Source organism: Neorickettsia helminthoeca str. Oregon, assembly GCF_000632985.1.
Classification (GTDB): domain Bacteria; phylum Pseudomonadota; class Alphaproteobacteria; order Rickettsiales; family Anaplasmataceae; genus Neorickettsia; species Neorickettsia helminthoeca.
In genome coordinates this window covers 755,505-780,042 of sequence record NZ_CP007481.1, presented here as the reverse complement: position 1 = coordinate 780,042, position 24,538 = coordinate 755,505, and the positions used below count along the sequence as shown (strand labels likewise).

Here is a 24,538-nt window from a genome sequence, read left to right as displayed (position 1 = left end):
TCAGTATTCTGATTTCTCCGTGCTTGTATCTGTAGAGACCTCCTTTTCTTGTGGGAGCAGGGCAATTGTACGTTTTGTGAGTGGATGACAACTCAGCAGACGAACTGCAATCAGAAGCAATGCCGTCGGTAGCGAATAATTTCTTAAAACCTCTAAAGCGTACTCGGAACAACTCTGTTGATAAATACAGCACCTTGGTTTAAGTGGAGAGATAAAATATCTATAAAATTTGACACTCCAAATCGCACATAGAGTAATTGGATTTCTGCTACATGAGACACTGACCACCAACAATACTGCAGACGCGCATAACAAAAAATCCATAACTAATTAAAGAGACGCCTTTCTCAGACAATTAAGAACATCATCCCTGATCATCGTGAAATCGGAAAACACTGCAGAAGGAGTCGGCACAAGAATATAGGAACGGTTACCCAACTGACCCAAGGAACAAAGAGATACAACAACAGCACGCAATTTCCTACGAACTTTGTTTCGCCTAACAGCTGAACCCACTTTCCTAGTAACGATAAAGCCAACCGTGGGCCCTGGAACTGTACCACGAGAAACAAGCAGGAGGATCGCACCAGAACGATAGCTTGAGCTATTTCTTTGATAGTGTATAAAAGCCCTCCCAGAAAGAATTTTCAGGCCTTTCAGGCGCACAACACGTATCTACCCTTCCTTCTTCTGTTGTTCAGTACAGACCTGCCGCCCTTGGTAGCCATGCGTGCTCTGAATCCATGTCGTCTCTTGCGTACTATCTTGCTTGGCTGATAAGTTCTTTTCATTTTCTAATTACAGTTATAGGAGCATGACGATGAAAATTCTAATACAGCTTTGTCTCCGATGGCAATAGACTCCTCATTTGTCAGTGATGTTATTGGTCATCACTTCGAGAGTTGTTTGTACTTGTTTATTGCCCATAAACTTTTCCGAGTGAAATCTTTTTAGGTGACCCTCTTATATAGCCGGAAATCTGTATAGGTCCGAAATGGAGATTCATTCAGTACAGTCAGGTGACAGTGTGTAAGTGGAAAATCATAGAGCTATATTTTGAAAAGAACCTTGCTTTCCTCTTAGACAAATTTATGGGATTATCAAGGTAAAATAAGTGGTTCGTGAGATGCTTTCCTATGAAAGATGGCTTGCTAGCTGTATCTGCCTTGTATTGGCGATGGTTTTCATTGGTGGATTCACTAGACTTACTGAATCTGGATTATCAATCACGGAATGGAAGCCAATCACCGGCATTGTGCCTCCGTTGACGCAGGAGGATTGGTTAGTCGAGTTCGAAAAATATAAGAATACACCTGAGTATAAACTTCGTTATTTTGATATTTCTTATGTAGAATTCAAATTTATCTACTTAGTTGAATACGTCCATAGGCTGGTGGGTAGGCTGACAGGATTAGTTTTCATAGCTGGTTTTTTATATTTCCGCTATAAGGGGCGCTTATCGGAAGCATCGTGCGTGAGACTCGTTCTTGTGTTGCTGCTAGGGACGGCTCAGGGATTTATTGGCTGGTACATGGTAAAGAGCGGGTTAATTGATGTCCCAGCCGTGAGTCATTACAGACTTGCACTGCATCTTGGTTGTGCTTCTGCGTTGTTCATGTTATTGGTCTATGAGTTCCTTCCGGTGACGCAAATTAGAAGTTCAACTTTTGGTTGGAGCGTGACAGGGGGGATTGCAATAACCCTTCTCTGTGGACAGGTTCTTCTTGGTGGATTAGTCGCAGGCTTGAGGGCAGGTCTGGTTTATAATACTTTCCCCTTGATGAATGGTGAGTTTCTCCCAGCTGAGTTACTCAGAAGAACAGGATTGGAATGGTTCAGTGATCCAGTTTGCGTGCAATTTTTGCACAGGATGAATGGATTCCTAGTGAGCTTTATGGTTTTCCTGGCTTGGATTGGATCGTGTTTTTGTAGTTGGTCGATGTTTATGCGGGTGTCGTTGCTGATGTGTTTGGTGCTTGCCCAGATGTTTTTCGGAGTATTGACCTTAGTATTCCAAGTCCCAGTTGATATTGCGTTAGTACACCAACTTATGGCATTTCTGTTGCTTGGTGTCTCGGTGTCCTTCCTTAAGGTGGTCAGGATTTGATTCCACACTTTGTTCTACTAAATTCTCTGTGCCTTTATTTAGATTGTCGCAACTAGGAGTTAGTCTATCTATGGAAGGTTTTCTGTTTTTTCAAGGAGAGCAGGATAATCATGATTCCAGATAATATCAAAGGTAGAGAAAGTATCTGTCCCATAGTGATTGAGCTAAAGAAGTATCCAATCTGAGGATCTGGTTCTCTGAAATTCTCCATGACGATCCTCGCAAATCCGTAGAGAGTGATCCATATCCCAGATAACATACCACTGCTTCTTTTTATAGAAGTTCCGAATAGTAGCACCTGCATTACTATGAAGAGTAATAACCCCTCGGACATAGCTTCGTAGAGTTGCGTCGGATGTCTTGGTATGCCATCACTGTTAGGAAATACCACACCCCAGCTGTGTTGAGTAGCTCTGCCACATAGTTCGGCATTTATAAAGTTCGCGATCCTGCCTAAGCAGATTCCTAGACTTGCTGTGCATGCGCATAGGTCTGAGAGAGAAAAAAAAGCACGAGAATAGCGCCGCGAGAAGAGAAATATTCCTAATAAAACCCCAATCAGACCGCCATGAAATGACATTCCCCCATTCCAGACCATCAATGTCTCTAACGGATGTGTGACATAGTATTCCAAATTGTAGAACAGTATGTACCCAAGCCTACCCCCTAAGATGACTCCCAACGTACCATAGCAGAAAAAAGAGTCCAGCTCTTTTGATTCCAGCCCACTATGCCTCGCTAGAAAGAAATAGGTGTAAACTATCCCAATAACATATGCGATAGCATACCACTTCACAGAGAAAGGACCTAAAGAAAAGGCGTCAGGATCTAAATATGGAAGTATTATCGTACTAGCAATCAATTCTGCGGAAAACGGGTAAAAGAGAGTAATACGACGACACCAATATAAAATCAAGGCTGGTACTAGGATTAAGCTGATGTCACTCCCACGACTAATCAGAGCGAAGATAGTAAGATCTTAATGTTGAGATTGATCCAATAGGCGCTTGAGATAACGTGCTAATAGGTCACTTTCCACGTTTACTTCATCACCGATTTCATTATAGCGGAAAATAGTATTGCTCCATGTGTAGGGAATGATGTTAACACTGAAGGAATCATCGGAAACGCCATTCACAGTTAGCGATGTACCATCTATGCAGACGCTACCCTTGTAGGCAATATAAGGTGAAATTTCCTTTGTCAGCGCAAATGTGATCATATGTGATTCCCCACTCTGTTGGATGTCGGTGATTTTAGTAGTTGTGTCCACGTGACCTTGTACGAAGTGTCCATCTACCGTATCCCCGATTTTCATCGAGGTCTCTAAGTTGATCCTTGAACCCTCTTTAAACGTGCGAAAATTGGTCTTTTGAAATGTCTCAGGAGACAGATAAAATTCCAAAGACGAATCCATAACGCTAGTCACGGTGAGGCATGCCCCATTGCAAGCTACTGAAGATCCAGGTACTACTTTTGCTTTGAGCTCCGGTGCATTGACTACAAGAAATATTTGATTATCTTTTATGAGCAACTTTGTAATCGCTCCAACCGCTTCTATTATCCCCTTGAACACCCGTGCGCCCAGCCTCCAACCGAAGCTAACATATCAATTTATTAGTTGCAATAGAGATCTCATTGATCTAGCTGACCGATAATCTGCATATAAACCGCGTGAACATTCACTTGAGAATTTAGTAGTATCCGTAAATGGATTATATTCTTATCCCGCAAGGGGCACAGGTATAGTCACGATTCAGCCAATAATTTCGCCTGTGTCCAGAATGAACTTAAGCATTCCTCGATGATATGAATGTTATAAAGCCATTCTGGCTTGCCCATCTTGTTCGCAAGTCACGGTGATGGACTCTTTTCTGCATGGTTTGTGGTATAATGCTAATACCTTTCTAGGTCTTGGACGGTAGAGCAGCATCAATGAGAGAAAGAAAAAAACTATATGAAGGAAAGGCTAAGATATTATTTAGCTTTCCAGATAATCCCAACCTCGTCACTCAGCACTTCAAGGACGATATCACAGCAAATAATAACGAAAAGAGGGCTGTAATTCCTGGCAAAGGTGTGATAAACAATTACATCTCTGCTTTTTTCATGCAGAACCTACAGAATATAGGAATCAGAACGCACTTTATCAAAGTCTTGAACATGAAGGAGCAGCTCGTGAAAAAAGCTGAACTGATTCCGTTCGAAGTTGTTGTACGCAATATCGTTGCTGGAGGTCTAGCAAAAAGATTGGGTATGGAAGAAGGAATAATCCTTGAGAGTCCCCTTATAGAGATGTACCTGAAGAATGATAAACTAGGAGATCCTATGGTCACTGATGATCACATCATCACATTTAACTGGTTGCGTCAATTCGAAATTGAGGAGATAAAGATCATGGCGTGGAGAATAAACGATTTCCTCAGTGGTGCTTTATCTTCTGCTGGGATTACACTTGTAGACCTCAAATTGGAGTTTGGTTTTCATGATGACCAGATTATCCTTATTGACGAGATAAGTCCTGATACTTGTCGCTTCTGGGATTCCGAGACAAAGGAGAAAATGGATAAAGATCGTTTCAGGAGGGATATGGGAGGTGTGAGCAAGTACTATAAGGAAGTAGCAAAACGTCTTGGGATTCTCCACGGATCCTTTTGAAGGGAAGTGTTTTGCGTAGATATAGGGCTACGGAGAGGAATCAGCCTCTCCTACTAGGTCCTTTGTTTGGTCACGTTAATGACTTTTTATGCAATCCCAAATACTAATGTACGATAGCTTAAGTTTCGGAGAGTTATGTGGAGCAAGGGTGTAATTCTTCCAGTATTTCTTGCACTACTTTTCTATCTTGGATGCTCGCTTTATGACTCGAATCAGGTGTTGCAACACTCTGAAAATGTTTTATCCTATCGTGAGGGGTCGAGTATCGATGGTAGTGGAATGAATAGAGAAATGAGGAAGGTCAATCCTGTAGTGAGGCTTGAAATCAGCTCAGGTGGAGAAATGCTTGGGGAGATTGACATCGAGCTAGCAGCTGATATTGCTCCTAAGACTTCTGAAAACTTTCTCAAGCTTTGCACTGGTGAAAAAGGCTTTGGCTATAAAGGATCTATATTCCATAGAATAATACCATCGTTCATGATACAGGGGGGTGACTTTACCGGGGGTAATGGTACAGGTGGTTATTCTATATATGATCATGGTGTTTTCGCTGATGAGAATTTTAAACTTAAGCATACTGGGCCTGGAGTGGTGTCCATGGCGAATCGAGGGCCGAATACTAATGGGTCACAATTCTTCATTACTACTGTCAGCACTCCTTGGTTAGATGGGAAACATGTCGTTTTTGGAAAAGTGATTCAAGGAATGTCAGTGGTGAACAAAATTGAGAGTTATGGTTCTGAAACTGGAGTTCCTAGCAAAGTTATCAAAATAGAAGATTGCCGAGTTCTGTCCTAGTTTTCATCTGGTGTCTGAGCTGTCGCACTGGCATGATGAGGCCATCGCAAGTGTTGGAGCTGTGGGGGTCCCCCACGTGGTAGATTGAGCGATGTAGCTCATAAGGTGTAACCAGAGCCTCATGTAGAATGACAATATCTTTGGCTGGTAGCTAATCTCTTAGATTTTTATAGAGTACTTCGATTGCAAAATCTACATCTTCCTTGGTAATGATCAGGGGTGGTAAAATTCTGAGGACTTGTGGCTTAGATGTTCGTGTTATAGCGACACCTGATTTCAGGCATTTGTTCATGAAATCCCAGCTATCAATGTGAGTAGCTAACTCAACCCCGATCAACAGTCCTCTGCCACGGATCTCTATGATTTGTTCTGGTACCAGTTTTGCCATGCAATGCAGAGATTCCATAAAATAACTTGACATCGATTCTACATGTTTGAATAATTTCTCATTCAGGAGGTCAAGTGCGCCATTTACTGCAGCCATAGCTAGAGAGTTCCCTGAGTAAGTGCCACCGTGAGTGGCAAAGGGGAGATTAGCAGCAATTTTTTGATTCACTATGCACCCTCCAACTGGAAACCCGTTACCCATTCCCTTTGCGCATGTGAGAAGGTCGGGTTCCACTCTCAGATTTTCATAGTGAAACAACTTTCCAATTCTTCCGAAACCGGTTTGTATCTCATCGAAACACAGCAGGAAATTGAATTTTTCTCTAAGTTCATTGAGTTCGTTTACATACTCTTGCGTTATTTCATGTACTCCGCCTTCAGATTGTATGAGTTCTAATATCACAGCAGCAGTTCTGTGACTCACTGCGGTATGTAATACATCAGTGTCGTTAGCTTCTACTTGAGTGAACCCCTCCAGTAATGGTGCAAATCCCCTCCTTGCTGCTTCTGTTCCTCCAGCTGAGATGCCAGTGATGCTTCTTCCATGGAATCCATTCTTTAACGTTATAATCTCTGTTTTTCCTGTATGCCCAGTTTCATGGAAGTACCTTCTTATGAATTTAACTGCGGCTTCTATTGCTTCCAGACCCGATGAACAAAAGAAAATCTTTTCCCCGAAACTGGTAGCATTTACTAATCTCTCCGCAGCTTGTTCTTGGAGCTCATTTGAAAAAAGGTTCGAGCAGTGCCACAGTCTGTATAGCTGTTGTGAAATCTTAGAGGCTATGTGCTCGTTGCAGTGTCCAAAATTCACCGTCGCAATGCCACTTGTAAGATCGAGATATTTCTTCCCCAACGTATCGAAAAGATGTACACCTTTGGCATGAGCAATCGTGATCGGGAACTTATGCGCAAACGTCAACACTGAAGACATGCCTCAATTATTTAAAATATTTCTTCTTGTAATACCTCTAAAAGCGCATTCCAATCACGTCCGCCAAGGCTTTCTTCGAATCCCAACATATCTTCGCGTGCTTTCCTACATATCTCTGGTTTTGGTACTATATACTCCTGTTTTGTGGACAGAATATCAACTTGTATTTTACAGGCCTGTTCTAAGAATCTTATATAAAAGAATGCCTCTTTTAGGTTGTTTCCACAAGTAAGTAAACCGTGTGAACGCATTAACATAGCTTTCTTGCTTCCCAGATCTTTTGCTAAACTTTCGCCCTGAGACGATGCGTTCAAAAGTAATGAAGTGTATTCATGATATGCAATATTCTCGAAGAATGGCATTGCAAACTGTGATAGTGGCAGAAGACCGCATTTCATAACTGATACGGCAATGCTTGCGTGTGTATGTAGATGATATATTGCGTTTACATCTTTCCGTGTTTTATATATTGAGCCATGGATGATATACGCAGTCTTGTTGTATGTATGTTCTTTACCTTCAAGTATTTCGCCATCCAAGCTGACTTTTATTAAATCTTGAATAGTTGCCCGAGCAAATAGCTTGCCAAACCTAAGAATATAGAAAAAATCTGCGTTTTTCGGGCGCGCTGTAATATGTGTGTATGTAAGATCATCCATTCTCATATAAGCGATGATCAAATATGCATGGAGCAGTTCTTGTTTAAGTTGTAGTTCCTGCATCTAGGGATGAGTTCAAGTGAATGCTGGTATTATAGGTCAAGCTGAGTTCTTAGGGTACTAGTAAATTACATGTTAAAAAATGATCAACCTGCAGAATAAGCTTAACATGGGTATAGCAGAACAGTAGAAATCTGCTGAATGTAAACCAGCGATGTAAGCGTTGGCTAAGTGATTAGTAATAGCGACTCTATACTGACTGCAACATAAAAATTTGTAAAGAAAGGATGAAAAAGGCCAGAGAGCACGTTTCTACAGCAGATAAACAAATCTGCGCGGAAGGGAGACATCAACAATCCAGGAACAACGCGCCATCACCAACTGCAGCACAAGAGAAGGTGGAAAGCCTACCAGTAGTAAAAACTACGCGAACAAAGTGGCGGGGATGACGAGACTCGAACTCGCGACCTCCGGCGTGACAGACCAGCACTCTAACCAACTGAGCTACACCCCCGACAGTATTAAAAAAGGGATTCCGGTGTTAAGTTATCAGAAGAAGAACTTCAGTGTTAAACAACCTGAGAAACCCGACGGTCAATGGTATTATGAATACGGGAAAAGTGTCAATATATACGATGTGCGATTCATGCAATATCTGGAACTTATAGGTCACTTTGTGACGATGTATAAAGGAATCTGTGTAGCTATAGGGCTAGTCTTGGCAGTTCTGTTGTATGACACGATAGTACGTTCAAAGATGCGCCTACAATCGGATCAGAGTCTTCTTTTTGCACTTCTCAGGAACACTAGGTATCCTGGCTTTGCTGTTGTGGTTAGCACAGGATTTCTGATATTTTTAAAAAGTTTCGATGCTGCAATGAACTCTACTTTCCTGGTAGTGGTCGTAGAGATTACTCTAATTGGATGTGTAGCCTGGGCACTGTTCAAAATTATTGAGACTACGGAGCGCCACTATGTAATGAAGGATGATTTCAGTTCTTTTACTGCAAGTATATTAGGCACGATCACTCAGATTCTCCTGCTGCTAATAGTGGGATTAATGATCCTGGATAAATTAGGCGTGAATGTTAGTGGAATACTGGCGGTTGGTGGAATTGGAGGAATCGTGCTTGGTTTGGCATCTAAGGATTTATTCGCAAATTTCTTTGGATTCATAACAATTGTCTTAGATCGGCCATTTAAGGTAGGAGATCTCATCTCGTCCAGGGATAAGGATATCAGAGGCGTAGTAGATAAGATTACTTGGAGAATCACTAGGGTAATTACGCTTGAAAAGCAACCTGTGTATATTCCAAATTCCATAATCTCTACGATCATAATTCAGAATGAAAGTGAGATGCTTGCTAGACGCATTTCTGAGACTCTTAAATTCGAGTTCAAGGATCATGCAATGATTCCGGATTTTACGGACAAGGTTAAAGCATTCCTGGTAGATAGTAAGTTGTTTGATCAGCGTTTTCCCGGAAGCTTTGATGTGATTAAGATTGGCAGTAGTATCGTTGAAATCAGATTGATTGTGTACACAACAGCAACGGCCTGGGTAGAATTCTCTGCTGTCAGGCAACAGGTGCTGCTTGATATTTTCGAAACCGCGAAAAATACGGGACTAGCAATTGTGTATCCTGAGACGCAAATCTGCATTTATGACAACCGGCAGAGTAAATAAGTCTCATTCCGTCCCCCTGAATCAATGCGGACTCAGAGGAACGATTGCCAAAAAACCGGGATCAACTACTTTCTTCCGGCTACACAGAGCTTGTAGAACAACGGCAAAGCAAGAGTGGAAACTGCTAGACAGTATTTGATAACTGAGAGTCCGGTAATGATTCTTACTGGATCTGCAATACCATTTCCAACAAGCATTCCTATTGTTGCATGGAAAAAATAGCCAAAAGCCATTATAATCATATTCGCACAGGCTGCGGCTGTACCCATACATCTATCAGGCACCATTGAGGATGCCAGATGTATTACAAGCGTTTGGTAGGATGATGCAGCGCCTACAACGACTAGTATTACAAACAAGAAGTTCAAGGATACTTGTCCTGTGAACATCAACTGGAATCCAACAAACATCAGGAACGAGCACGCCGTTAAGATTGTGTAATACCTGCCGAATCGCACAGTTATTAGACCTAGCAATGGTGCTCCAAAAGCCAATCCCAGCAGTATTAGGGATGGTAGAAAGCCAGCCATGGAAGCGCCAATTCCAGGATAGACAACACTGAAAAACTTAGTTGCCCAGCCATCCGCAAAACCTTGTAATGGTCCTACCATCAGACCACCTATGAGCGAAATAACCAGCCATCTTCTGAGTGAGAAGAGCTCCGATAGCGTTTCTTTTACAGGAGGTGCCTTGGAAGTGCTACACTTATCCGGGATAAATAAATATGCAGAGAATGCAATTACTAAACCGACAATTAAAATTGTGGTGAAGGTAGTGTACCAACCGAAGGTGTGTATACAGTAACCCAATGGTTGTCCGCCATACATAGCCCCTATGAGCGCGATGAAAATCGAGATACCAAAAATAAGGGAAAATTTCTCTGCAGGGAAAGAGCTCCTCACGACCCTAAGAAGTCCTAGCACTCCAACGGAAGATGCACCTCCCAAAAGTAGCTTCCCGATTACCAAAAGCGTCACAGAAGATGTATAAACCAACGGCACCATTGATAAGACTACTAACAAAGCTCCAACAAAGATCACCTTTCTTGGAGCCATGCGATCTAACATTATCCCTATAGGGATATGCAGTAGCGTATATGCAACATAATATAGCCCCGTTACTTGACCTACGACCGCTGATGAAATACTGAACCTTTGTATTACATCATCAACCACTATGTTAGGTAAGACACGTAGAATATATTGGTACGTAAAAAACAACGTGGCTACTAACCAGGCAAGAGTGTTTTTCATATCAAAAACTTAGATGACAACTAAAAATAAATAACCAAAGTCAACCACCCCACCTCAGATCAATGATTTTACATATCAAGGATTGTATGAGCGGAAAATAAACACAACTACAGAAGGAACAACAGTTGAGAGCACTCCACGAACCGAACCGAAGGCTCAGTAGATCATACAATAGGAATTATGGCAATGGAACACTCTTAACACTTATTAAATATTGCTAAAATAAACTGCATTATGAATTCTCTTTTCGTATATTTAATTAAAAGATTATCCGTAGTTTTGAACACGATTAAGATTTTTATAAATGTCATGGAATACCGCAATCCTGAAAGATGATGCTCATCTGTGAGTGAGATTGTGAATTGGGAAGGTCTAAAAAGGTGGGTCTGTTAGTGTAGAGTGAAATCAGTGTATCTAAGGGACTTCTCTAAGTCTTTGAAGTCTGAACTATCAGGAAGTCGTGCTCTGAATAAGAATGGTTGTGATAACCGGATATTGGGTCGCCCACTCTGGAGACAGTGTTGAAGATATTCTCAGCGTTTCCATTTGACGAAAACAAGAAGAATTCAGACTTGTACGTACAAAGGTGAGGTCAGGTAATCAGCTCCTCTACATGCTTCAGGATCAGAAGCTAGTAGTGATATATCTTCAGCTGAAGTTTCATACACATAGCCGTAGCCAGCGGTATCGCTTATGATTGTGCATCCCTTGAGATCTGTGAGAAATTCTACTGATATCCTGGTAGGATTCGTCTTTTTTTTAGAATTTTTTTCGAATTTCTGTAAGTAAAAAAAGGAATCATTATAACCTTTCAGCAATACGGCTATTTCCTGGTCATTGGTTGTAAAGCTGCAATAATCGCGTCTGAACTTGGATAGAAGTACTGTGAATGCATCAAATCCTATCAGTTGCTTTCTAGCTCCTATCGACATTCCATTTAACACCGCAATTCCTGCTCTGACACCAGTGTAACTGCCTGGACCCGTATTGATTGCTAGTATGTTAATTTCCGTTAATATCTCTTCCCTGAGGGGATTGAGTACATGAAAGAGTTTCTCAGATAATCTGGCTTCTACTGTTTTCGAAAAACATATACTTCCATTTTTCAGTATCGCAATTGAGAACTTTCCTTCCTTTGATGAGTCGATTGATAAGATGTTCATAGAGTGCCACTTTGATTCCTTGGATTTTTAGAACTCTGTTGACGCGAACCGTACTAGAACCCAAGAAATCATCTCTTGAAATAAAAGAACTCGCATGTCTATGTATTCTCCTATACTTGTCCGACTTTTGCAAAATCTCCTTCTAAGTGCTAACATCTTGGGCAGTGCTTTGCTTTATTAGTTAATGAGATCCGCGATAAAAATTATTCTGCCTGAACTACCTTATCACAAGGATGCCCTAGAACCACTTATTTCAGAGAAGACATTGGGTTTCCACTATGATAAGCACCACGCAGGTTATGTGAACAAGGTGAACGAGTTATTAGTAGAAAGTGACGACGTAGGTGATACATTGCTCTGCGTGATTCGTAATACCTGGAACAAACAGGGGAAAGAGGCAATTTTCAATAATGCCGCACAAGTTTGGAATCACACCTTTTATTGGAATTCCATGCGTCCACCTGCGAGTGCTTGCTCCCCGGATGATAGGCTCATGCTGCAGATAGTAAAAGATTTTGGTGGCATGGAGGAGCTTAAGCAACAATTAAGTCTCGCAGCGGTTACTCAATTCGGTAGCGGCTGGGCATGGTTGATCTTCGATAAAGCATCCCAGAGGCTCTCAGTGGTCAAAACATCGAATGCTGAAACACCACTGACTAATCAAAATTTTGTTCCACTGCTTGCCATCGATGTGTGGGAGCATGCCTATTATCTGGATTACCAGAATCGTAGGCCTGACTACGTTGCTACATTTTTGGCTCAGTTGATCAATTGGGATTTCGCATCTGCAAATTACTCGGCAGTTGGCTGAAAATTGGATCTTATGGGTCCAAGATTCTTGACTGTTTCTATTTTTAATTAGGTCGTATGGTTCGGAAAGAAGATTATGAGCATTTAACAGAGTCTGAGCTTGGTTCCCGACCGCCGAAGGGGACCTTCTTACATTCCTTCATCTCGGCAGTAGCTCTGACCTGGGCCTTACTTCAAATCTGGATTGCATCTCCAATGCAGTTTCATTTTGCCGAGTTTATCGGCTCGAATGCATTCATCTTAAATGATTTTCAGATACGTTCTATACATCTGGCTTTTGGATTGTTCCTTGCCTTATCCATGTTTCCAGCTTTTTCGAGTTCAGCGAAGAAGTATATACCACTACCAGATTGGCTCCTGAGTGGCGTTGGCGTCTTTGCAACGTTCTATTTAGTCTTCTCTTATAGACAGATCTCTTTGAGATTGGGTATGCCAACTACGATGGATGTATTGGTAGCAGTGTGTGGTATATGTGTCCTACTCGAAGCTGCACGTAGGACAGTCGGCAGTGCTGTCGTGATTGTAGTATTAGTTTCACTGTTCTATTCGAGGTTTGGTGAGATTATGCCAGATCTGGTTGTGCACAAGGATTACATGTTATCCGCGATTGCATCGCACCAGTGGTTCTCCACGGAAGGTGTATTCGGAACTGCGATTGCTGTATCCGTGGATTTTGTATTTCTGTACGTACTTTTCGGTGCGCTGCTCGAAAAAACGGGAGCAGGTCATTTTTTCATTGAACTGTCCTTCCTGCTCTTGAACAGATTTAGAGGAGGTCCAGCTAAAGCTGCGGTGGTTTCATCAGGACTCATGGGTATGATTTCCGGATCATCAATTGCTAATACTATCACGGTTGGTTCTTTGACAATCCCAATGATGAAAAAAATGGGCTTCAGTCCTGAGAAAGCTGCCGCTATTGAGGTCTCCGCAGGAATAAATGGTCAAATCATGCCGCCAGTCATGGGTGCCGCAGCATTCCTGATGGCCGAATATTTATCAATACCGTACATCGAAGTTGTTAAACATGCCTTTTTGCCAGCGGTGTTGGTATATATAGCCCTTTTATACATTGTACATATCGAGGCCTGTAAACTTAATGCGCCTGTTGTCGTGGTTTCGGAAGGAGGCTCAGGTGGTATCAGCAGCGTTATATTGCGTATGCTGCTTGCTTTTTCGGTTATAGCACTCTGCTTCTCCGGAATTTATGCCCTCATAGAGGGGTTTATGGTATTTTCGGGACTGAAAAATATTTCAGGTACTTATGGACCTCTTGTAATAGGTGGCCTCTGTTGTTTCATTTACGTCGCCCTATTATGGTATCAGAATACCCTAAAAAATAATCCTTCTCTTGATAAGTCTACTGTATCTTTTAAGCTTAGGACCGGTTTACATCATTTCATGCCACTGGTGATCCTGATCTGGTGTCTACTTGTGGAACACATGTCTCCAGCACTTTCTGCTTATTGGACGATATTGTTCCTTTTGTTCGAACTGTTTACCAAAGAGGTCATTCTGGGATTTTTTGAATGTCGATTCGCTTTTTGTTCACTCATAAAGAGTGGTTGCATGAAGTGTATCGATGCGATGATAATGAGCTCAAAAAATATGACGGTCGTAGCAGTCGCTACAGCAGCTGCTGGTATAATCGTTGGATCTGTCTCTTTGACCGGTGTCGGATTGAAAATTGGTGGAGTCCTGGATTCTGTGTCTAACGGGAACCTACTAGTCACTCTGTTCCTCACGGCATTCATGTGTATGGTGCTGGGTATGGGTATGCCGACTACTGCTTGCTACATCATTGTATCTACATTGATGGTGCCTGTACTCCTCCACATCACTAAGAAAAATGGTATCGACATACCTCTATTCTCCATACACCTCTTTGTGTTCTACTTCGGTTTGATGGCCGATGTGACGCCTCCGGTTGGTCTTGCCTCCTATGCCGCTGCTGCTATAGCAGGGGGTAATGCAATTATGACCGGTGTCCAAGCCTTTTTCTACAATATCAGAACGATGTTGCTTCCCTTTTTGTTTGTTCTGAATCCTCAAATACTTGGATTCAATATTGAAGGTGTAGCCCATTTGATACAGGTGATAGTTTTCTCTGTGATTGGAATTATAGCAATCACTGCAGGATCACAGGGATATTTGATAGTTAGAAGTAAATTTTATGAGTCTATAATTCTTTTCCTCACTGGAATTGCATTAATGACTCCTTCAGTTTTCGTTGAGCTTGTTACAAAGGAATTTTCGAACCTTGAAATGAATAGTGCGATTCTATCTCACTTCAATGATTCCAAAAGATTGAGAATAGTCCTCAACGATAAGGACTTCTTTGGTAATCCTGAAATTACAAAGTTCAATATAGACAATAAAACATCGGGGACAATAGATGAGCAACTCCGCGCCTGTGGTATTGTCACTGATTATGATCACGACGAAAATGTACTGGACATTCTTTCGGTGAGTCATAGCCCGGTAAGTCGGTGTACTAAGTTAGATAGCACTATGAAAATCTCTGAAATTATGGTATCCCAACCACAGATGCCGAGGTGGGTAGTGTATTCCGTGAGTCTATTGTTGTTTTCCTGTATATTTATGGTTCAGAGAAAAAGAGATAGGGAAAATTAAATGTTTGATTTAGTATTATTATTCGTTTTTCTACTCACGATCCTTGTTGGTATGTTGCGTGGATCTATTAAAGAAATTTTCAGTGCTGCGGTGATTGTCATTTCCGCGATGATAACTTATCACAATGGCAATATTTTCTTGGAGTTCTTTAATGTTTCGTCAGGACCTGTTGTTACACCGCTTTCATGGATAGCGCTTTTCATAATCAGCGTTGTTGTCCTCGGTCTTCTGAATAGTTGGATCATGTACCTCGTGTCGCCGATAAGACTCGGACCTACAGATAGAGTCTTAGGACTCCTTTGCGGAGCTCTTAGAGGGGTAGTATACTGTTACTTGATATTTGCAGTATTGAATATTTTCTATTATTCTCTAAATGGTGATGAGGAAAAGGACCTTGAACAAAAACCTGGGTACTATCTTCCGACGTGGTTGAAAAGTGCCAAGGCTTATTCTACCCTTAGCTATCTAGATAGCTCACTTAATGCGGCCATCCCAGGCGAAGTGTTCGCCTCACTTAGAAGTTATTCGAAAACCTTCAAGGATGATTGGAAGTTTACTGAAGAGGGTAGTGACTCATTCACCGGTCTGGTTGGTTCTGAGGCTTCTGTTGATCAGGAGGACTCCCTTGGTAAAGAGAAAGGTTCCGGTGGACGTGGGTAGTGATCGAGTAGTGTTTTTGAAATATAAATTGGCTTTATGAGTACTTCGTTTTTGAAGCAAGGACAGGCGGATAAAAAGTGGGTCGTCATCGATGCGACTGATGCTGTTGTCGGTAGACTTGCTGCTTTCGTTTCAACTGTTTTGCGTGGCAAGACAAAAGTGGCGTATACCCCGCACATGGATTGTGGAGATAATGTCATCATATTAAATGCTTCTAAGGTCAAGTTTTCCGGGACTAAAATGTTAAACAAGGTCTACTACAGGCATACCGGGTATCCTGGAGGTTTAAAAAGTACGACACCTAGAAAGTTATTGGATGGTAAAAAGCCCTGTGAGGTCGTCAGGCTTGCTGTGAAAAGGATGTTGGATGATGGTCCGATGGCTCGGAGAAGATTCAAGAATCTTTATGTGTATGCAGGCCCTGAGCATAAGCATGAGGCCCAGAATCCGCAGGTGGTAGATTTTGCATCAATGAATAGAAAAAATAAGAGGTAGATGTGCTAAATAGTGATAATCAGGTAAAAAGGCTCCCAGTAGTAGATAGGCAGGGTAGAGCATATGGTACAGGTCGCAGGAAAACTGCTGTAGCTAGGGTGTGGATCAAGGCTGGTACTGGTCTTTTTCGTGTTAATGGCAAGCCGGATCTCTACTCTCATCTTGAGCACCAGTATCTTTGTCAGGATGTCTGCTCCCCCTTGCGTGTCTGCGATGTAGCTGGCAAATTTGATGTATTTGCAACCATCAAGGGTGGAGGAGTTTCGGGTCAAGCTGGAGCACTTAGATTGGGGCTTAGTAGGGCATTACAGAATTTTAATCCAGGTTTCAGAGAGCCGCTCAAGAAAAATTCCCTTTTAGTTCGTGATTCCCGAATAGTTGAGCGTAAAAAATACGGTAAAAAGAAAGCTCGTAAGAGTTTCCAGTTTTCCAAGAGATAGCGCCACTTCTGCTCGGTTGCTTTTTTCCCACTCCCGCTCCTGCGTGGAATGGGGGATCTTTACAATGTGGGTCTGTTCTGAGGTCGATACTCTAGGAAGCTTTTTAGTTCCTTTAGCAGGAGAGGCTGAGTTCTTTCTGTGGACCCTTCAGGTTGGTTCTTGTGTAAGCTCTACTAGAAAGTCCTGTGTGCTCTGTTCTAGTACTTAATATACCCAGTGTTGGGCTTCTTCCTGAGGGGAATAGCGACATTCCTATAGGTTTCTTTGTACTCTTGCTGTGTGGTTTATCGTGATTATTCTCGCAAAGCTAGCAATATAGAGCTATCCAAATCAATGCGGGGTTAATTGATACCCGGGAATCTTCACAGGGTTATGCCGTAATCTTCTAGATACACGTCTATCTGGTGAGCTGCTCAAATACCCCCTTCCAAAGATGCGCGGTAAAAAAGAGCTCCGTGTTTAGCGCTCGTCATGCTACAAATCCCAAACGCACGCAAAACGGAGAGGGAGGGATTCGAACCCTCGATACGACTATTAATCGTATAACGGTTTAGCAAACCGCCGCCTTCAGCCTCTCGGCCACCTCTCCATAGAGGAATCTCCATCTAACTCTAACTGAAATCGTTATCGATGGCAAACGTATGGGACTCAATTCGTCAGCAGCTTCAGTGAATTCAGTTGCAAATCACTCCCAGCTATCCGGGGACGCAACTGGAAATCGACACTAGTTGAGAAAAGGTAAATGTACAATACAGGACCTTGAGATACAAGTCAAACAGAATCCGAATTGCCACGAAAATACATTGTTAAATAATTCCTACTGGGATACATTTCAGGGTAAATGCTGAGGCATCTTTGACTTCCATCGTGACCATTTTGCCAAACAAGCTAGCATCATCTGAGTATACTGGTTGCATGTATTCAGTTCTACCTGAAATCTGATCTGTGTTTTTCTTATCAAATAGCACCTTAACCGTTTTACCGATCATTTTTTGGTTGAATAGCAGTTGTTTTTCTCTGAGTAATGCCTGTAATTTTTGCAACCTCATATCTTTGATCTTCTCATCGATCTGTGGGTATCCGGCTCCCGGAGTACCAGGTCTGGGGCTGTATTTAAAGCTATAACATTGTGCGTATTCTACTTGTTTTACGAGCTCAAGTGTTTGTTGGAAGTCATCATCACTTTCTCCAGGGAAGCCAACAATGAAATCTGAGGAGAATGCGATATCGTCTCTTGCTTTTTTCAGCCGTTGAACAATCTCGAGATACGTTGATGCGGTGTACTTCCTATTCATTCTCTTCAATACCCTATCCGACCCTGACTGTACGGGCAAATGTATAAAGGGCATCAATTTGCTTTCTTTAGCGTGAGCTTCATAGAGTTCGTCATGCATGTCAACTGGATGAGATGTTGTGTATCGTATTCTTAACAATGATGGAATATTTGCTATCCGGGAAATGAGTTGCCCCAGATTCATAGTGTATTCTCCGGCATCTAAGCTGCCGTGATAGCCATTCACATTCTGTCCAAGTAGGGTGATTTCTTTAACACCATTTGCTGTGAGCGCTAGGGCTTCACGATACACTGCCTCAACTGTCCTTGAATATTCACTTCCACGTGTGTATGGTACAACACAGAATGAACAGAATTTATCGCAGCCTTCCTGTATCGATAGGAAAGCTGAGTACTGACACGCTTCATCTTTTGTGATTTCTCCAGATAAGTAATCGAATTTCTCTATCGGGTGGAATTCTAATCTCACCTCCTTGCTCGATTTCCTCTCGACTCTTGCTATCAGTTCAGGTAGTGTGTGGAGACTTTGAGGTCCGACTACTATATCGACGTTTCTTGCTCTTTTAATTATTTCATCGCCCTCTGCTTGCGCAACACAGCCAGCGACGACCGTCATGATTTTTTTTTGCTTCCTTTTTTCGAGCGCTCTTAGTTTCCCAAGCTCGGAGTAAATCTTTTCTGCAGCTTTCTCTCTTATATGGCAGGTGTTTAGGATTACTAAATCTGCATCTTCAGCTGTTTCTACCGTCCTGAAGCCCATCTGACCAACGATTTTTTCAATCATTTCAGAATCGTAGACGTTCATCTGACAGCCATAGGTCTTTATATAAAGATTCTTTGTGCTTTTAAATTCAGGTATCTCCATGTTGTGCTATGACCTATTTCGAAATCAGAGGAAATTTCAGATGATAAGAGTATAGCAGCAAATTATAGGTGTTTTTAGTGTTGCTGGATCACGTATTAAACGCAGTGTAATCTCAGTGATCACAGTGGGATGGTTCATCACTGATGAGTAAAGGTGTTAAATTATGCAGATACTTTCCAGAAGGTGAATTATCATTCAGTAGTAGACACCCTGCGAAAATAGGCTGTGTGCAATTTCGATAGATTTTGTTATAATCTTTCCATCTAGAAATAGTTTAAAGGTTTTTGCTTTTCTTATTGTCCCTGAAGGGTATATAGGTACCGTGTACAGGAAGGGAAACATCAACTTTACGTAATCAGCGCCCCCAGTTATAGGAAGTCGCTTACTGAATTGGGACATACAAAAGAGTATCGGTGTTTTGGATGGGGGTTGCTTGGATGCAATTTTATGGAAAATAAGTATTGGTTATTAAGCGATGACAGATAGTAGTTTGTGTTTTTTACCCCTTGGGGGAACCGGTGAAATAGGGATGAACGTCAGCCTGTATAAGTACAGGGATAAATGGATCATGATAGACTGCGGTGCAGGCTTCGCTGATGCTGATCTACCTGGGATAGATATTATTGTTGCAGACGTAAGTTTCATTGAACAGCGAAAAGACGATCTATTGGGAATAATTATCACTCACGCCCATGAGGACCATTGTGGTGCTCTCCCGTATTTGTGGGACAAATTAGGCGCACCCGTCTATACGACTCAGTTTACTGCAAACTTCATAGTAAAGAAAATTGGATATAATAAAGTACACTTTCCGATCCATGTCGTGGAGCCTGGAGTGGTACTCAATTTAGGTGAATTCGTCCTCGAATTTGTCAACCTGACGCACTCGGTCCCGGAAATGAGTGCAATAGCTATCCATACAGAAGAGGGTGTGGTTTTCCACAGCGGGGACTGGAAAATAGATGACGATCCTGTAGTAGGTGAAGCGTCAGACTTTGCAAGACTTGAGGAACTCCGGGAGAAGGGTGTGCTGGCCATGATATGCGATTCCACGAATGTCTTTTCTGAAGGGAGATCTAAGTCCGAATCAGTTCTGCACGCGCCACTAAAGGAAAGCATTTCAGAAGCTAAAGGTGCGTGTGTCGTAACGCTCTTCTCTTCCAACATAGGCAGAATAGAGACAATTACTAGAATAGCAAATGAGCTCGGAAAAACCGTAGTTGTTCTTGGTAGATCTCTGCTTTCTGTGATCTCTGCTGCAAAGGAAACTGGTTACCTGAACGATCTAAACTACCTAGATGCAGTTGGATTGGAACACTATAAGGGTAAACGCGAAAAGTTAATTGTACTCTCAACAGGATGTCAGGGTGATGAACTTGCTTCAGTGAACAGGTTATCTCTTGGAACGCATACCGCTCTCACACTCAAAGAAGGTGATACGGTAATCTTCTCTTCCAAGATGATTCCAGGCAATGAAAAACGCATTGCAAAGATGATCAATCGTTTTATCGCTATGCATGTTAGTGTTATCACTGAGAGAACGCACACAGTACACGTTTCCGGTCATCCGTATCGGGATGAGTTGAAGCAGATGTACCAGCTCCTAAAACCAAATACAGTTATTCCAGTTCATGGAGAGAATTTGCATCTTTATGAACACGCGAAATTCGCTGAGAAGTGTGGAGTCAAAAATTCTCTAGTCGCGGCTGATGGGGATATTATCGAAATTTCCAAGGCTGGAGGTGCACAAAAAATCGGCAAAACTGATGTGGGATTCTGGTGTGTTGATAACGAGGAACTACAGCATCCTGATAGTCACCTTATAAAGACTCGGAAAAAATTGCAGTCAGCTGGCATGATCCTCGTAGTTCTGATTATGAACAAGAAGATGAGGCTTATAAGAAGACCGAGTATAGCGACGTTTGGTTACAGCGAAACCGGTGGTTGGAAAGAAAATGCATTGGTTGCAATAGAGAAGGATTTGAGGTCTGAGAGGAATGTAGATTTCAAGACCATTACCAAAGCAACTCGGAAAATTGTGCGCAATTCTTTGATCTATAAAAATAAGATTCCCTTGATAGAGATCCAGATAGAAAGAGTGTGATATGCGCCTATCTAAATGGAAAAGACTAACACTCCTACTATCAGGCTTATTGCTTTGTCTGGGCGTAGTCTTTTCTATTTTGTTCAGTCTCGGGAGTAGTATCTCGTTTTTCTATTCTCCGAGCGATATCGCAAAGCTTGCTGAGTCCAACGCTGAAATAAGACTCGGAGGAAAGGTCAAAACTATAGAAAGGTTTCCTGAAACGACCCATTTTATCATCTCAGACGATAGCGCTGATCTTAAAGTGATATATGTAGGTCTTTCGCCAGCACTGATGCGCGAAGGCATAGATGTCGTGGTTGTTGGTAAATTGAAAGATCACATAATGTACGCGAAACAAATTCTTATCAAGCATGATGAGCGTTATTATCCACCTGAAAATATGAGATCTATGACTGAGGACGCGGACAGTTAGGTTCTTGTGGATAATTTCTTTTTTAGTCTCTGTGTGATAGGATTTGCACTGGTATTCTGAAAAAAGGAGAGAAAAATTGGGGCAAGTTTTTATGGTTCACCATGGGGATGTTGAACAAGCACTTCGCAGATTGAAGCAGCATTTGTCCAGGGAAGGTGTCACGCCAGGAAGGAAACGTGTATTTGAAAAGCCCTCAGAAAAAAGGCATAGAAGAGCTGTTGAGATCAAGCGTAAAATAAGGAAGCAAAGAATGCGTGCCACTCAGTAGTCTGAGTTCAGGTGGATACTTTGGATCTAGATGCGCTCCTGAGCGGTTGACTTCTTTCCGGCCTGGGCCCGTGCCCTAGCTCGCATCAAAAACTTTCTGTGGCCCTGCTTCTTCGATCCTTTTTTCTTAATGTATTGTTCTATTTAGTACTTCCTTGAGTGCTAACACTAACTCCTCCATCATTTTGTCTGTGTGCTGTGGGGTCGGTGTGATTCTCAAGCGCTCAGTGCCGCGTGGTACAGTGGGGTAGTTTATGTACTGTATAAAGATCTTGAATTCTTCAAGCAGCCTTTTGGAGGCGAGCTTACACTGCTCTGGATTCCCGATAATGATTGGAACAATATGCGTAGGACTCTCGAGAAATTTAATATTATTCTGTTTAAGAAGTATTTTGAGTTTTCCTACGTTTTCACGCTGTTTCTTTCTTTCAATGTCGCTGTTGTAAAGATGTCTGATGCTTGACCTGCCAGCCGCAGCGATAACTGGAGGAAGCGCAGTAGTGAAAATAAAGCCCGATGCATGACTTCTAATGACATCGATGATATTAGCTTTAGCTGCAACGTATCCACCGATCACTCCATAGGCTTTTGCCAGTGTCCCTTGTATTATATCGATTCTATCTGTCAAGCCCAGCTCTTCGCTGATTCCGGCTCCGTGTTTACCATACATACCTACGGCGTGTACCTCATCGATATATGTGAGTGCGCCATACTTCTCTGCTAAGTCACAGATTCCCTCAATCGGTGCAATGTCGCCATCCATTGAATACACCGATTCAAAGATTATTATTTTGTACGTATGTTGTGGTGCTTGTGATAATAGCTCCTCCAGGTGTTTGAGATCATTGTGGTGAAAGATTCGCTTTTCGCAGCGACTACTTTTGATTCCCTCTATTATCGATGAGTGGTTGTATTGATCCGAAAATGCAATGCAGTCCTCCATCAGCGAAGTGAGGGTCGATATGGATGCAAGATTAGCTACGTATCCACAAACAAAAGAAAGTGCAGCCTCCTTATGATGGAGCTTTGCTATTTCCTGCTCCAAGAGGACGACTTCCTTATTATTGCCGGAGATATTCCTAGTGCCGCCTGCTCCAGCACCCATCCTATCAATAGTCTCCTTCATGGAATCGCAGACAGTGAAATTCTGTCCCATACCGAGATAATCATTGCTACACCACAGCACGATCCTCTCATTAGTTTCTTCGTTTATGGCATAGGGAAACTCACCTGAGATTCTTGCAAGGTTCACGAATTCACGATAACGTTTTTCCTTTTTTATTGTGTCAAGAGCCTGATTGAAAACAGCGCTATATTTAGACATATCAGAGAAGGAGCGGAGCGGAAAAAGGGACTCGAACCCTCGACCTCAACCTTGGCAAGGTTGCATTCTACCAACTGAACTACTTCCGCGCGAAACAATGCAAAACAGCACGCCGTAATGGTAGCACATCTTAAATTGTGCGACAATCTGCGTAGTAAGATAATTTCACAGCTTGACTGAATACTTGTGCGATCTTTAGCGATCATGCCAGGTACAGGAGACTAATCAGAGAGCCCCCCATCTGTGGGGCCCCGAATGAATATTTTCTTATTGCATCGTAACCAGTTATACCTCATTGAGTGTCCTCAATATTCTATTTCATCTGACCAGGAAGGGTCCGAAGCATTGTGTTTTGTAGGTAAGAGACGTTCATTTTTCCCCGTGATGTCTATGGAATAAATCTTAGAAATTGATCGCTTCCCATTTACGGATCGCTCTTCTCTAGTGAACGCAATGAGGCGTCCATTAGGAGCCCATGTAGGACCTTCAACCAAGTGACCTGTAGCTAATATTCTTTCTCCGGAGCCGTCGGGTTTCATTACTCCTATGTAGAACTGTCTATTACGGACCGTAGTGAAAGCTATCAAATCCCCCCTAGGAGACCAAACTGGTGCAGTATAACTTCCACCACCAAAACTGATGCGTTTCTGTGAAGCTCCGTTTGCATTCATCGTGTACAACTGCGGCGATCCACTCCTGTCAGATGTGAAGACAATTCTTGTTTGATCGGGTGAGTAGGAAGGGGAAGTATTAATAGCTGAGTGCACAGTTAACTTTTTCTGGACGTTGTTATGCAGATATACCCTATGTATATCAGTGTTTGCCCCATTGGAAGTTGCCAATATTACTGATTTCCCATCAGGAGAGAACCTCGGCGCAGAGACAACTCCTTTGAAATTTCCGACCATAGTATCTTTTCGTTTTTCCAAGTCTTTTATGAAAACCTTACCCTGAAGCTTGGAGTAAGACATGTAAACAATCTTACTTCCGTCCGGCGAAAAACGAGGGGTAAGCACGAGAAATCTACCATCAGTGATGAATCTCAAATTAGCTCCATCCTGATCCATGATTGCTAGTCTCTTTTTCCCGTCTATCTCAGAAGTGTGGGCTATGCTTGTGTTGAAGTATCCAACGTCCCCCGTAAGTTTGGTATATATACTATCGGCTATAGAGTGTGCGACTTTTCGATGGTTTTGTGCATTGGATTCCAGAAGCTTACCGAGTATTTGTTTTCTGATAGATGTGTCTATAGCGCGATACTTCACTGTTAACTTACCATCTTCCGATAAGGAAACAGCTAGACTTAGAATGAGATTGTCTGTATCCCTCAATGTTCCAAAGTTACTGATTGAGGCATTAGCATTGCATTTGATTTCTGTGTTCGGCTGTACATCCAAGAAGCCAGTCGATGCCAAATCAGCGGCCACAATATTAGCGATGATACTGCCCTTGTTATGATCTTCCTGTGTGCATTGCACAAGTATCAGCTTTATTTTTGATGCATTCCCTCTGTTGATATCGATTTTAAGCGTCGCGTGCGCACTCGAAACCGTAAGCAAAATTACAACAAAAAGTACCAGCCTCATT

Annotated in this window: 24 protein-coding genes and 3 tRNA genes; 12 read left to right on the top strand and 15 right to left on the bottom strand. The window is 42.2% G+C overall.

What is annotated here, in order from left to right; translation table 11 throughout:
- The 3 genes from yidD to rpmH are packed head-to-tail and all read right to left on the bottom strand — an operon-like array spanning window position 1 to window position 791.
- Window positions 1–324: a membrane protein insertion efficiency factor YidD gene (yidD, locus tag NHE_RS04330; protein ID WP_084473315.1), complete on the bottom strand. Its 324-nt coding sequence runs from the start codon at window positions 322–324 to the stop codon at window positions 1–3.
- Window positions 325–330: 6 nt separating this feature from the next.
- Window positions 331–666, bottom strand: a complete 336-nt coding sequence (locus NHE_RS04225; protein WP_051579664.1) for a ribonuclease P protein component — start codon at window positions 664–666, stop codon at window positions 331–333.
- Window positions 657–791: a 50S ribosomal protein L34 gene (gene rpmH, locus NHE_RS04325; RefSeq protein ID WP_084473311.1), complete on the bottom strand. Its 135-nt coding sequence runs from the start codon at window positions 789–791 to the stop codon at window positions 657–659. The genes NHE_RS04225 and rpmH overlap by 10 nt, the downstream gene beginning before the upstream one ends.
- A 335-nt stretch (window positions 792–1,126) precedes the next feature.
- On the opposite strand from rpmH, the gene NHE_RS03650 reads away from it, so the two are divergent.
- Complete coding sequence (locus NHE_RS03650; RefSeq protein WP_038560085.1) at window positions 1,127–2,107, top strand: COX15/CtaA family protein; 981 nt, start codon at window positions 1,127–1,129, stop codon at window positions 2,105–2,107.
- A 64-nt stretch (window positions 2,108–2,171) separates the two neighbouring features.
- Here the strand turns inward: NHE_RS03650 and lgt are convergent, their stop codons facing one another.
- Entirely contained in the window at window positions 2,172–2,969 is a 798-nt protein-coding gene (lgt, locus tag NHE_RS03645; RefSeq protein ID WP_269479137.1) for a prolipoprotein diacylglyceryl transferase, read from the bottom strand.
- 117 nt (window positions 2,970–3,086) lie between these two features.
- Window positions 3,087–3,683 carry a riboflavin synthase gene (locus NHE_RS03640; protein WP_038560083.1) on the bottom strand — a complete coding sequence of 199 codons (597 nt, stop codon included), beginning with the start codon at window positions 3,681–3,683 and terminating at the stop codon, window positions 3,087–3,089.
- 359 nt (window positions 3,684–4,042) lie between these two features.
- Here NHE_RS03640 and purC point away from each other — a divergent pair, with 359 nt between their 5' ends.
- Together purC and NHE_RS03630 are read left to right on the top strand one after the other, a co-directional pair.
- Window positions 4,043–4,765: a phosphoribosylaminoimidazolesuccinocarboxamide synthase gene (gene purC / locus NHE_RS03635; protein WP_038560080.1), complete on the top strand. Its 723-nt coding sequence runs from the start codon at window positions 4,043–4,045 to the stop codon at window positions 4,763–4,765.
- Window positions 4,766–4,900: 135 nt separating this feature from the next.
- Complete coding sequence (locus NHE_RS03630) at window positions 4,901–5,563, top strand: peptidylprolyl isomerase (protein WP_084473309.1); 663 nt, start codon at window positions 4,901–4,903, stop codon at window positions 5,561–5,563.
- A gap of 151 nt (window positions 5,564–5,714) precedes the next feature.
- Here the strand turns inward: NHE_RS03630 and NHE_RS03625 are convergent, their stop codons facing one another.
- From NHE_RS03625 to NHE_RS03615, 3 genes are all read right to left on the bottom strand, one after another.
- Window positions 5,715–6,884, bottom strand: a complete 1,170-nt coding sequence (locus NHE_RS03625; RefSeq protein ID WP_038560077.1) for an aspartate aminotransferase family protein — start codon at window positions 6,882–6,884, stop codon at window positions 5,715–5,717.
- Between the two features lie 11 nt (window positions 6,885–6,895).
- Window positions 6,896–7,606: a class II aldolase/adducin family protein gene (locus NHE_RS03620; RefSeq protein WP_038560075.1), complete on the bottom strand. Its 711-nt coding sequence runs from the start codon at window positions 7,604–7,606 to the stop codon at window positions 6,896–6,898.
- Window positions 7,607–7,980: 374 nt separating this feature from the next.
- Window positions 7,981–8,057 (bottom strand) — tRNA-Asp (locus tag NHE_RS03615).
- Between the two features lie 24 nt (window positions 8,058–8,081).
- Here NHE_RS03615 and NHE_RS03610 point away from each other — a divergent pair.
- Complete coding sequence (locus tag NHE_RS03610) at window positions 8,082–9,230, top strand: mechanosensitive ion channel family protein (RefSeq protein ID WP_232214975.1); 1,149 nt, start codon at window positions 8,082–8,084, stop codon at window positions 9,228–9,230.
- Window positions 9,231–9,295: 65 nt separating this feature from the next.
- Here the strand turns inward: NHE_RS03610 and NHE_RS03605 are convergent, their stop codons facing one another.
- Window positions 9,296–10,483, bottom strand: a complete 1,188-nt coding sequence (locus NHE_RS03605; RefSeq protein WP_038560073.1) for an MFS transporter — start codon at window positions 10,481–10,483, stop codon at window positions 9,296–9,298.
- 566 nt (window positions 10,484–11,049) lie between these two features.
- Window positions 11,050–11,646: a hypothetical protein gene (locus tag NHE_RS03600; protein WP_051579662.1), complete on the bottom strand. Its 597-nt coding sequence runs from the start codon at window positions 11,644–11,646 to the stop codon at window positions 11,050–11,052.
- Between the two features lie 196 nt (window positions 11,647–11,842).
- On the opposite strand from NHE_RS03600, the gene NHE_RS03595 reads away from it, so the two are divergent.
- From NHE_RS03595 to rpsI, 5 genes are read left to right on the top strand one after another with little or no spacing between them, the layout of a single operon-like run.
- Window positions 11,843–12,457, top strand: coding sequence for a superoxide dismutase (locus NHE_RS03595; RefSeq protein ID WP_084473343.1), 615 nt, complete (start codon window positions 11,843–11,845; stop codon window positions 12,455–12,457).
- Between the two features lie 56 nt (window positions 12,458–12,513).
- On the top strand, window positions 12,514–15,087 hold the full coding sequence (locus NHE_RS03590; RefSeq protein WP_038560068.1) for a TRAP transporter permease: 2,574 nt from the start codon (window positions 12,514–12,516) through the stop codon (window positions 15,085–15,087).
- On the top strand, window positions 15,088–15,747 hold the full coding sequence (locus NHE_RS03585; protein ID WP_051579660.1) for a CvpA family protein: 660 nt from the start codon (window positions 15,088–15,090) through the stop codon (window positions 15,745–15,747).
- Between the two features lie 36 nt (window positions 15,748–15,783).
- Window positions 15,784–16,242, top strand: coding sequence for a 50S ribosomal protein L13 (rplM, locus tag NHE_RS03580; RefSeq protein WP_038560066.1), 459 nt, complete (start codon window positions 15,784–15,786; stop codon window positions 16,240–16,242).
- 2 nt (window positions 16,243–16,244) lie between these two features.
- Window positions 16,245–16,682, top strand: a complete 438-nt coding sequence (rpsI, locus tag NHE_RS03575; RefSeq protein WP_038560064.1) for a 30S ribosomal protein S9 — start codon at window positions 16,245–16,247, stop codon at window positions 16,680–16,682.
- 499 nt (window positions 16,683–17,181) lie between these two features.
- Here the strand turns inward: rpsI and NHE_RS03570 are convergent.
- Both NHE_RS03570 and miaB read right to left on the bottom strand, forming a co-directional pair.
- A tRNA-Ser gene (locus NHE_RS03570) sits at window positions 17,182–17,271 on the bottom strand.
- A gap of 217 nt (window positions 17,272–17,488) precedes the next feature.
- Window positions 17,489–18,841 (bottom strand): tRNA (N6-isopentenyl adenosine(37)-C2)-methylthiotransferase MiaB, encoded by a 1,353-nt coding sequence (miaB, locus tag NHE_RS03565; RefSeq protein WP_038560061.1) that lies wholly within the window; start codon window positions 18,839–18,841, stop codon window positions 17,489–17,491.
- A 475-nt stretch (window positions 18,842–19,316) separates the two neighbouring features.
- On the opposite strand from miaB, the gene NHE_RS03560 reads away from it, so the two are divergent.
- From NHE_RS03560 to rpsU, 3 genes are all read left to right on the top strand, one after another.
- On the top strand, window positions 19,317–20,945 hold the full coding sequence (locus NHE_RS03560; protein WP_038560058.1) for a ribonuclease J: 1,629 nt from the start codon (window positions 19,317–19,319) through the stop codon (window positions 20,943–20,945).
- Window position 20,946: 1 nt separating this feature from the next.
- Complete coding sequence (locus NHE_RS03555; RefSeq protein WP_038560056.1) at window positions 20,947–21,360, top strand: cytochrome c maturation protein CcmE; 414 nt, start codon at window positions 20,947–20,949, stop codon at window positions 21,358–21,360.
- A 76-nt stretch (window positions 21,361–21,436) separates the two neighbouring features.
- Complete coding sequence (rpsU, locus tag NHE_RS03550) at window positions 21,437–21,628, top strand: 30S ribosomal protein S21 (RefSeq protein ID WP_038560717.1); 192 nt, start codon at window positions 21,437–21,439, stop codon at window positions 21,626–21,628.
- Between the two features lie 126 nt (window positions 21,629–21,754).
- Here the strand turns inward: rpsU and hemA are convergent, their stop codons facing one another.
- The 3 genes from hemA to tolB form a co-directional block, all read right to left on the bottom strand.
- A complete protein-coding gene (gene hemA / locus NHE_RS03545) occupies window positions 21,755–22,951 on the bottom strand; it encodes a 5-aminolevulinate synthase (protein ID WP_038560715.1) in 1,197 nt (398 codons plus the stop codon).
- Between the two features lie 16 nt (window positions 22,952–22,967).
- Window positions 22,968–23,040, bottom strand: a tRNA-Gly gene (locus NHE_RS03540).
- Between the two features lie 216 nt (window positions 23,041–23,256).
- Window positions 23,257–24,537, bottom strand: a complete 1,281-nt coding sequence (tolB, locus tag NHE_RS03535; RefSeq protein WP_038560053.1) for a Tol-Pal system beta propeller repeat protein TolB — start codon at window positions 24,535–24,537, stop codon at window positions 23,257–23,259.
- Window position 24,538 lies beyond the last annotated feature (1 nt).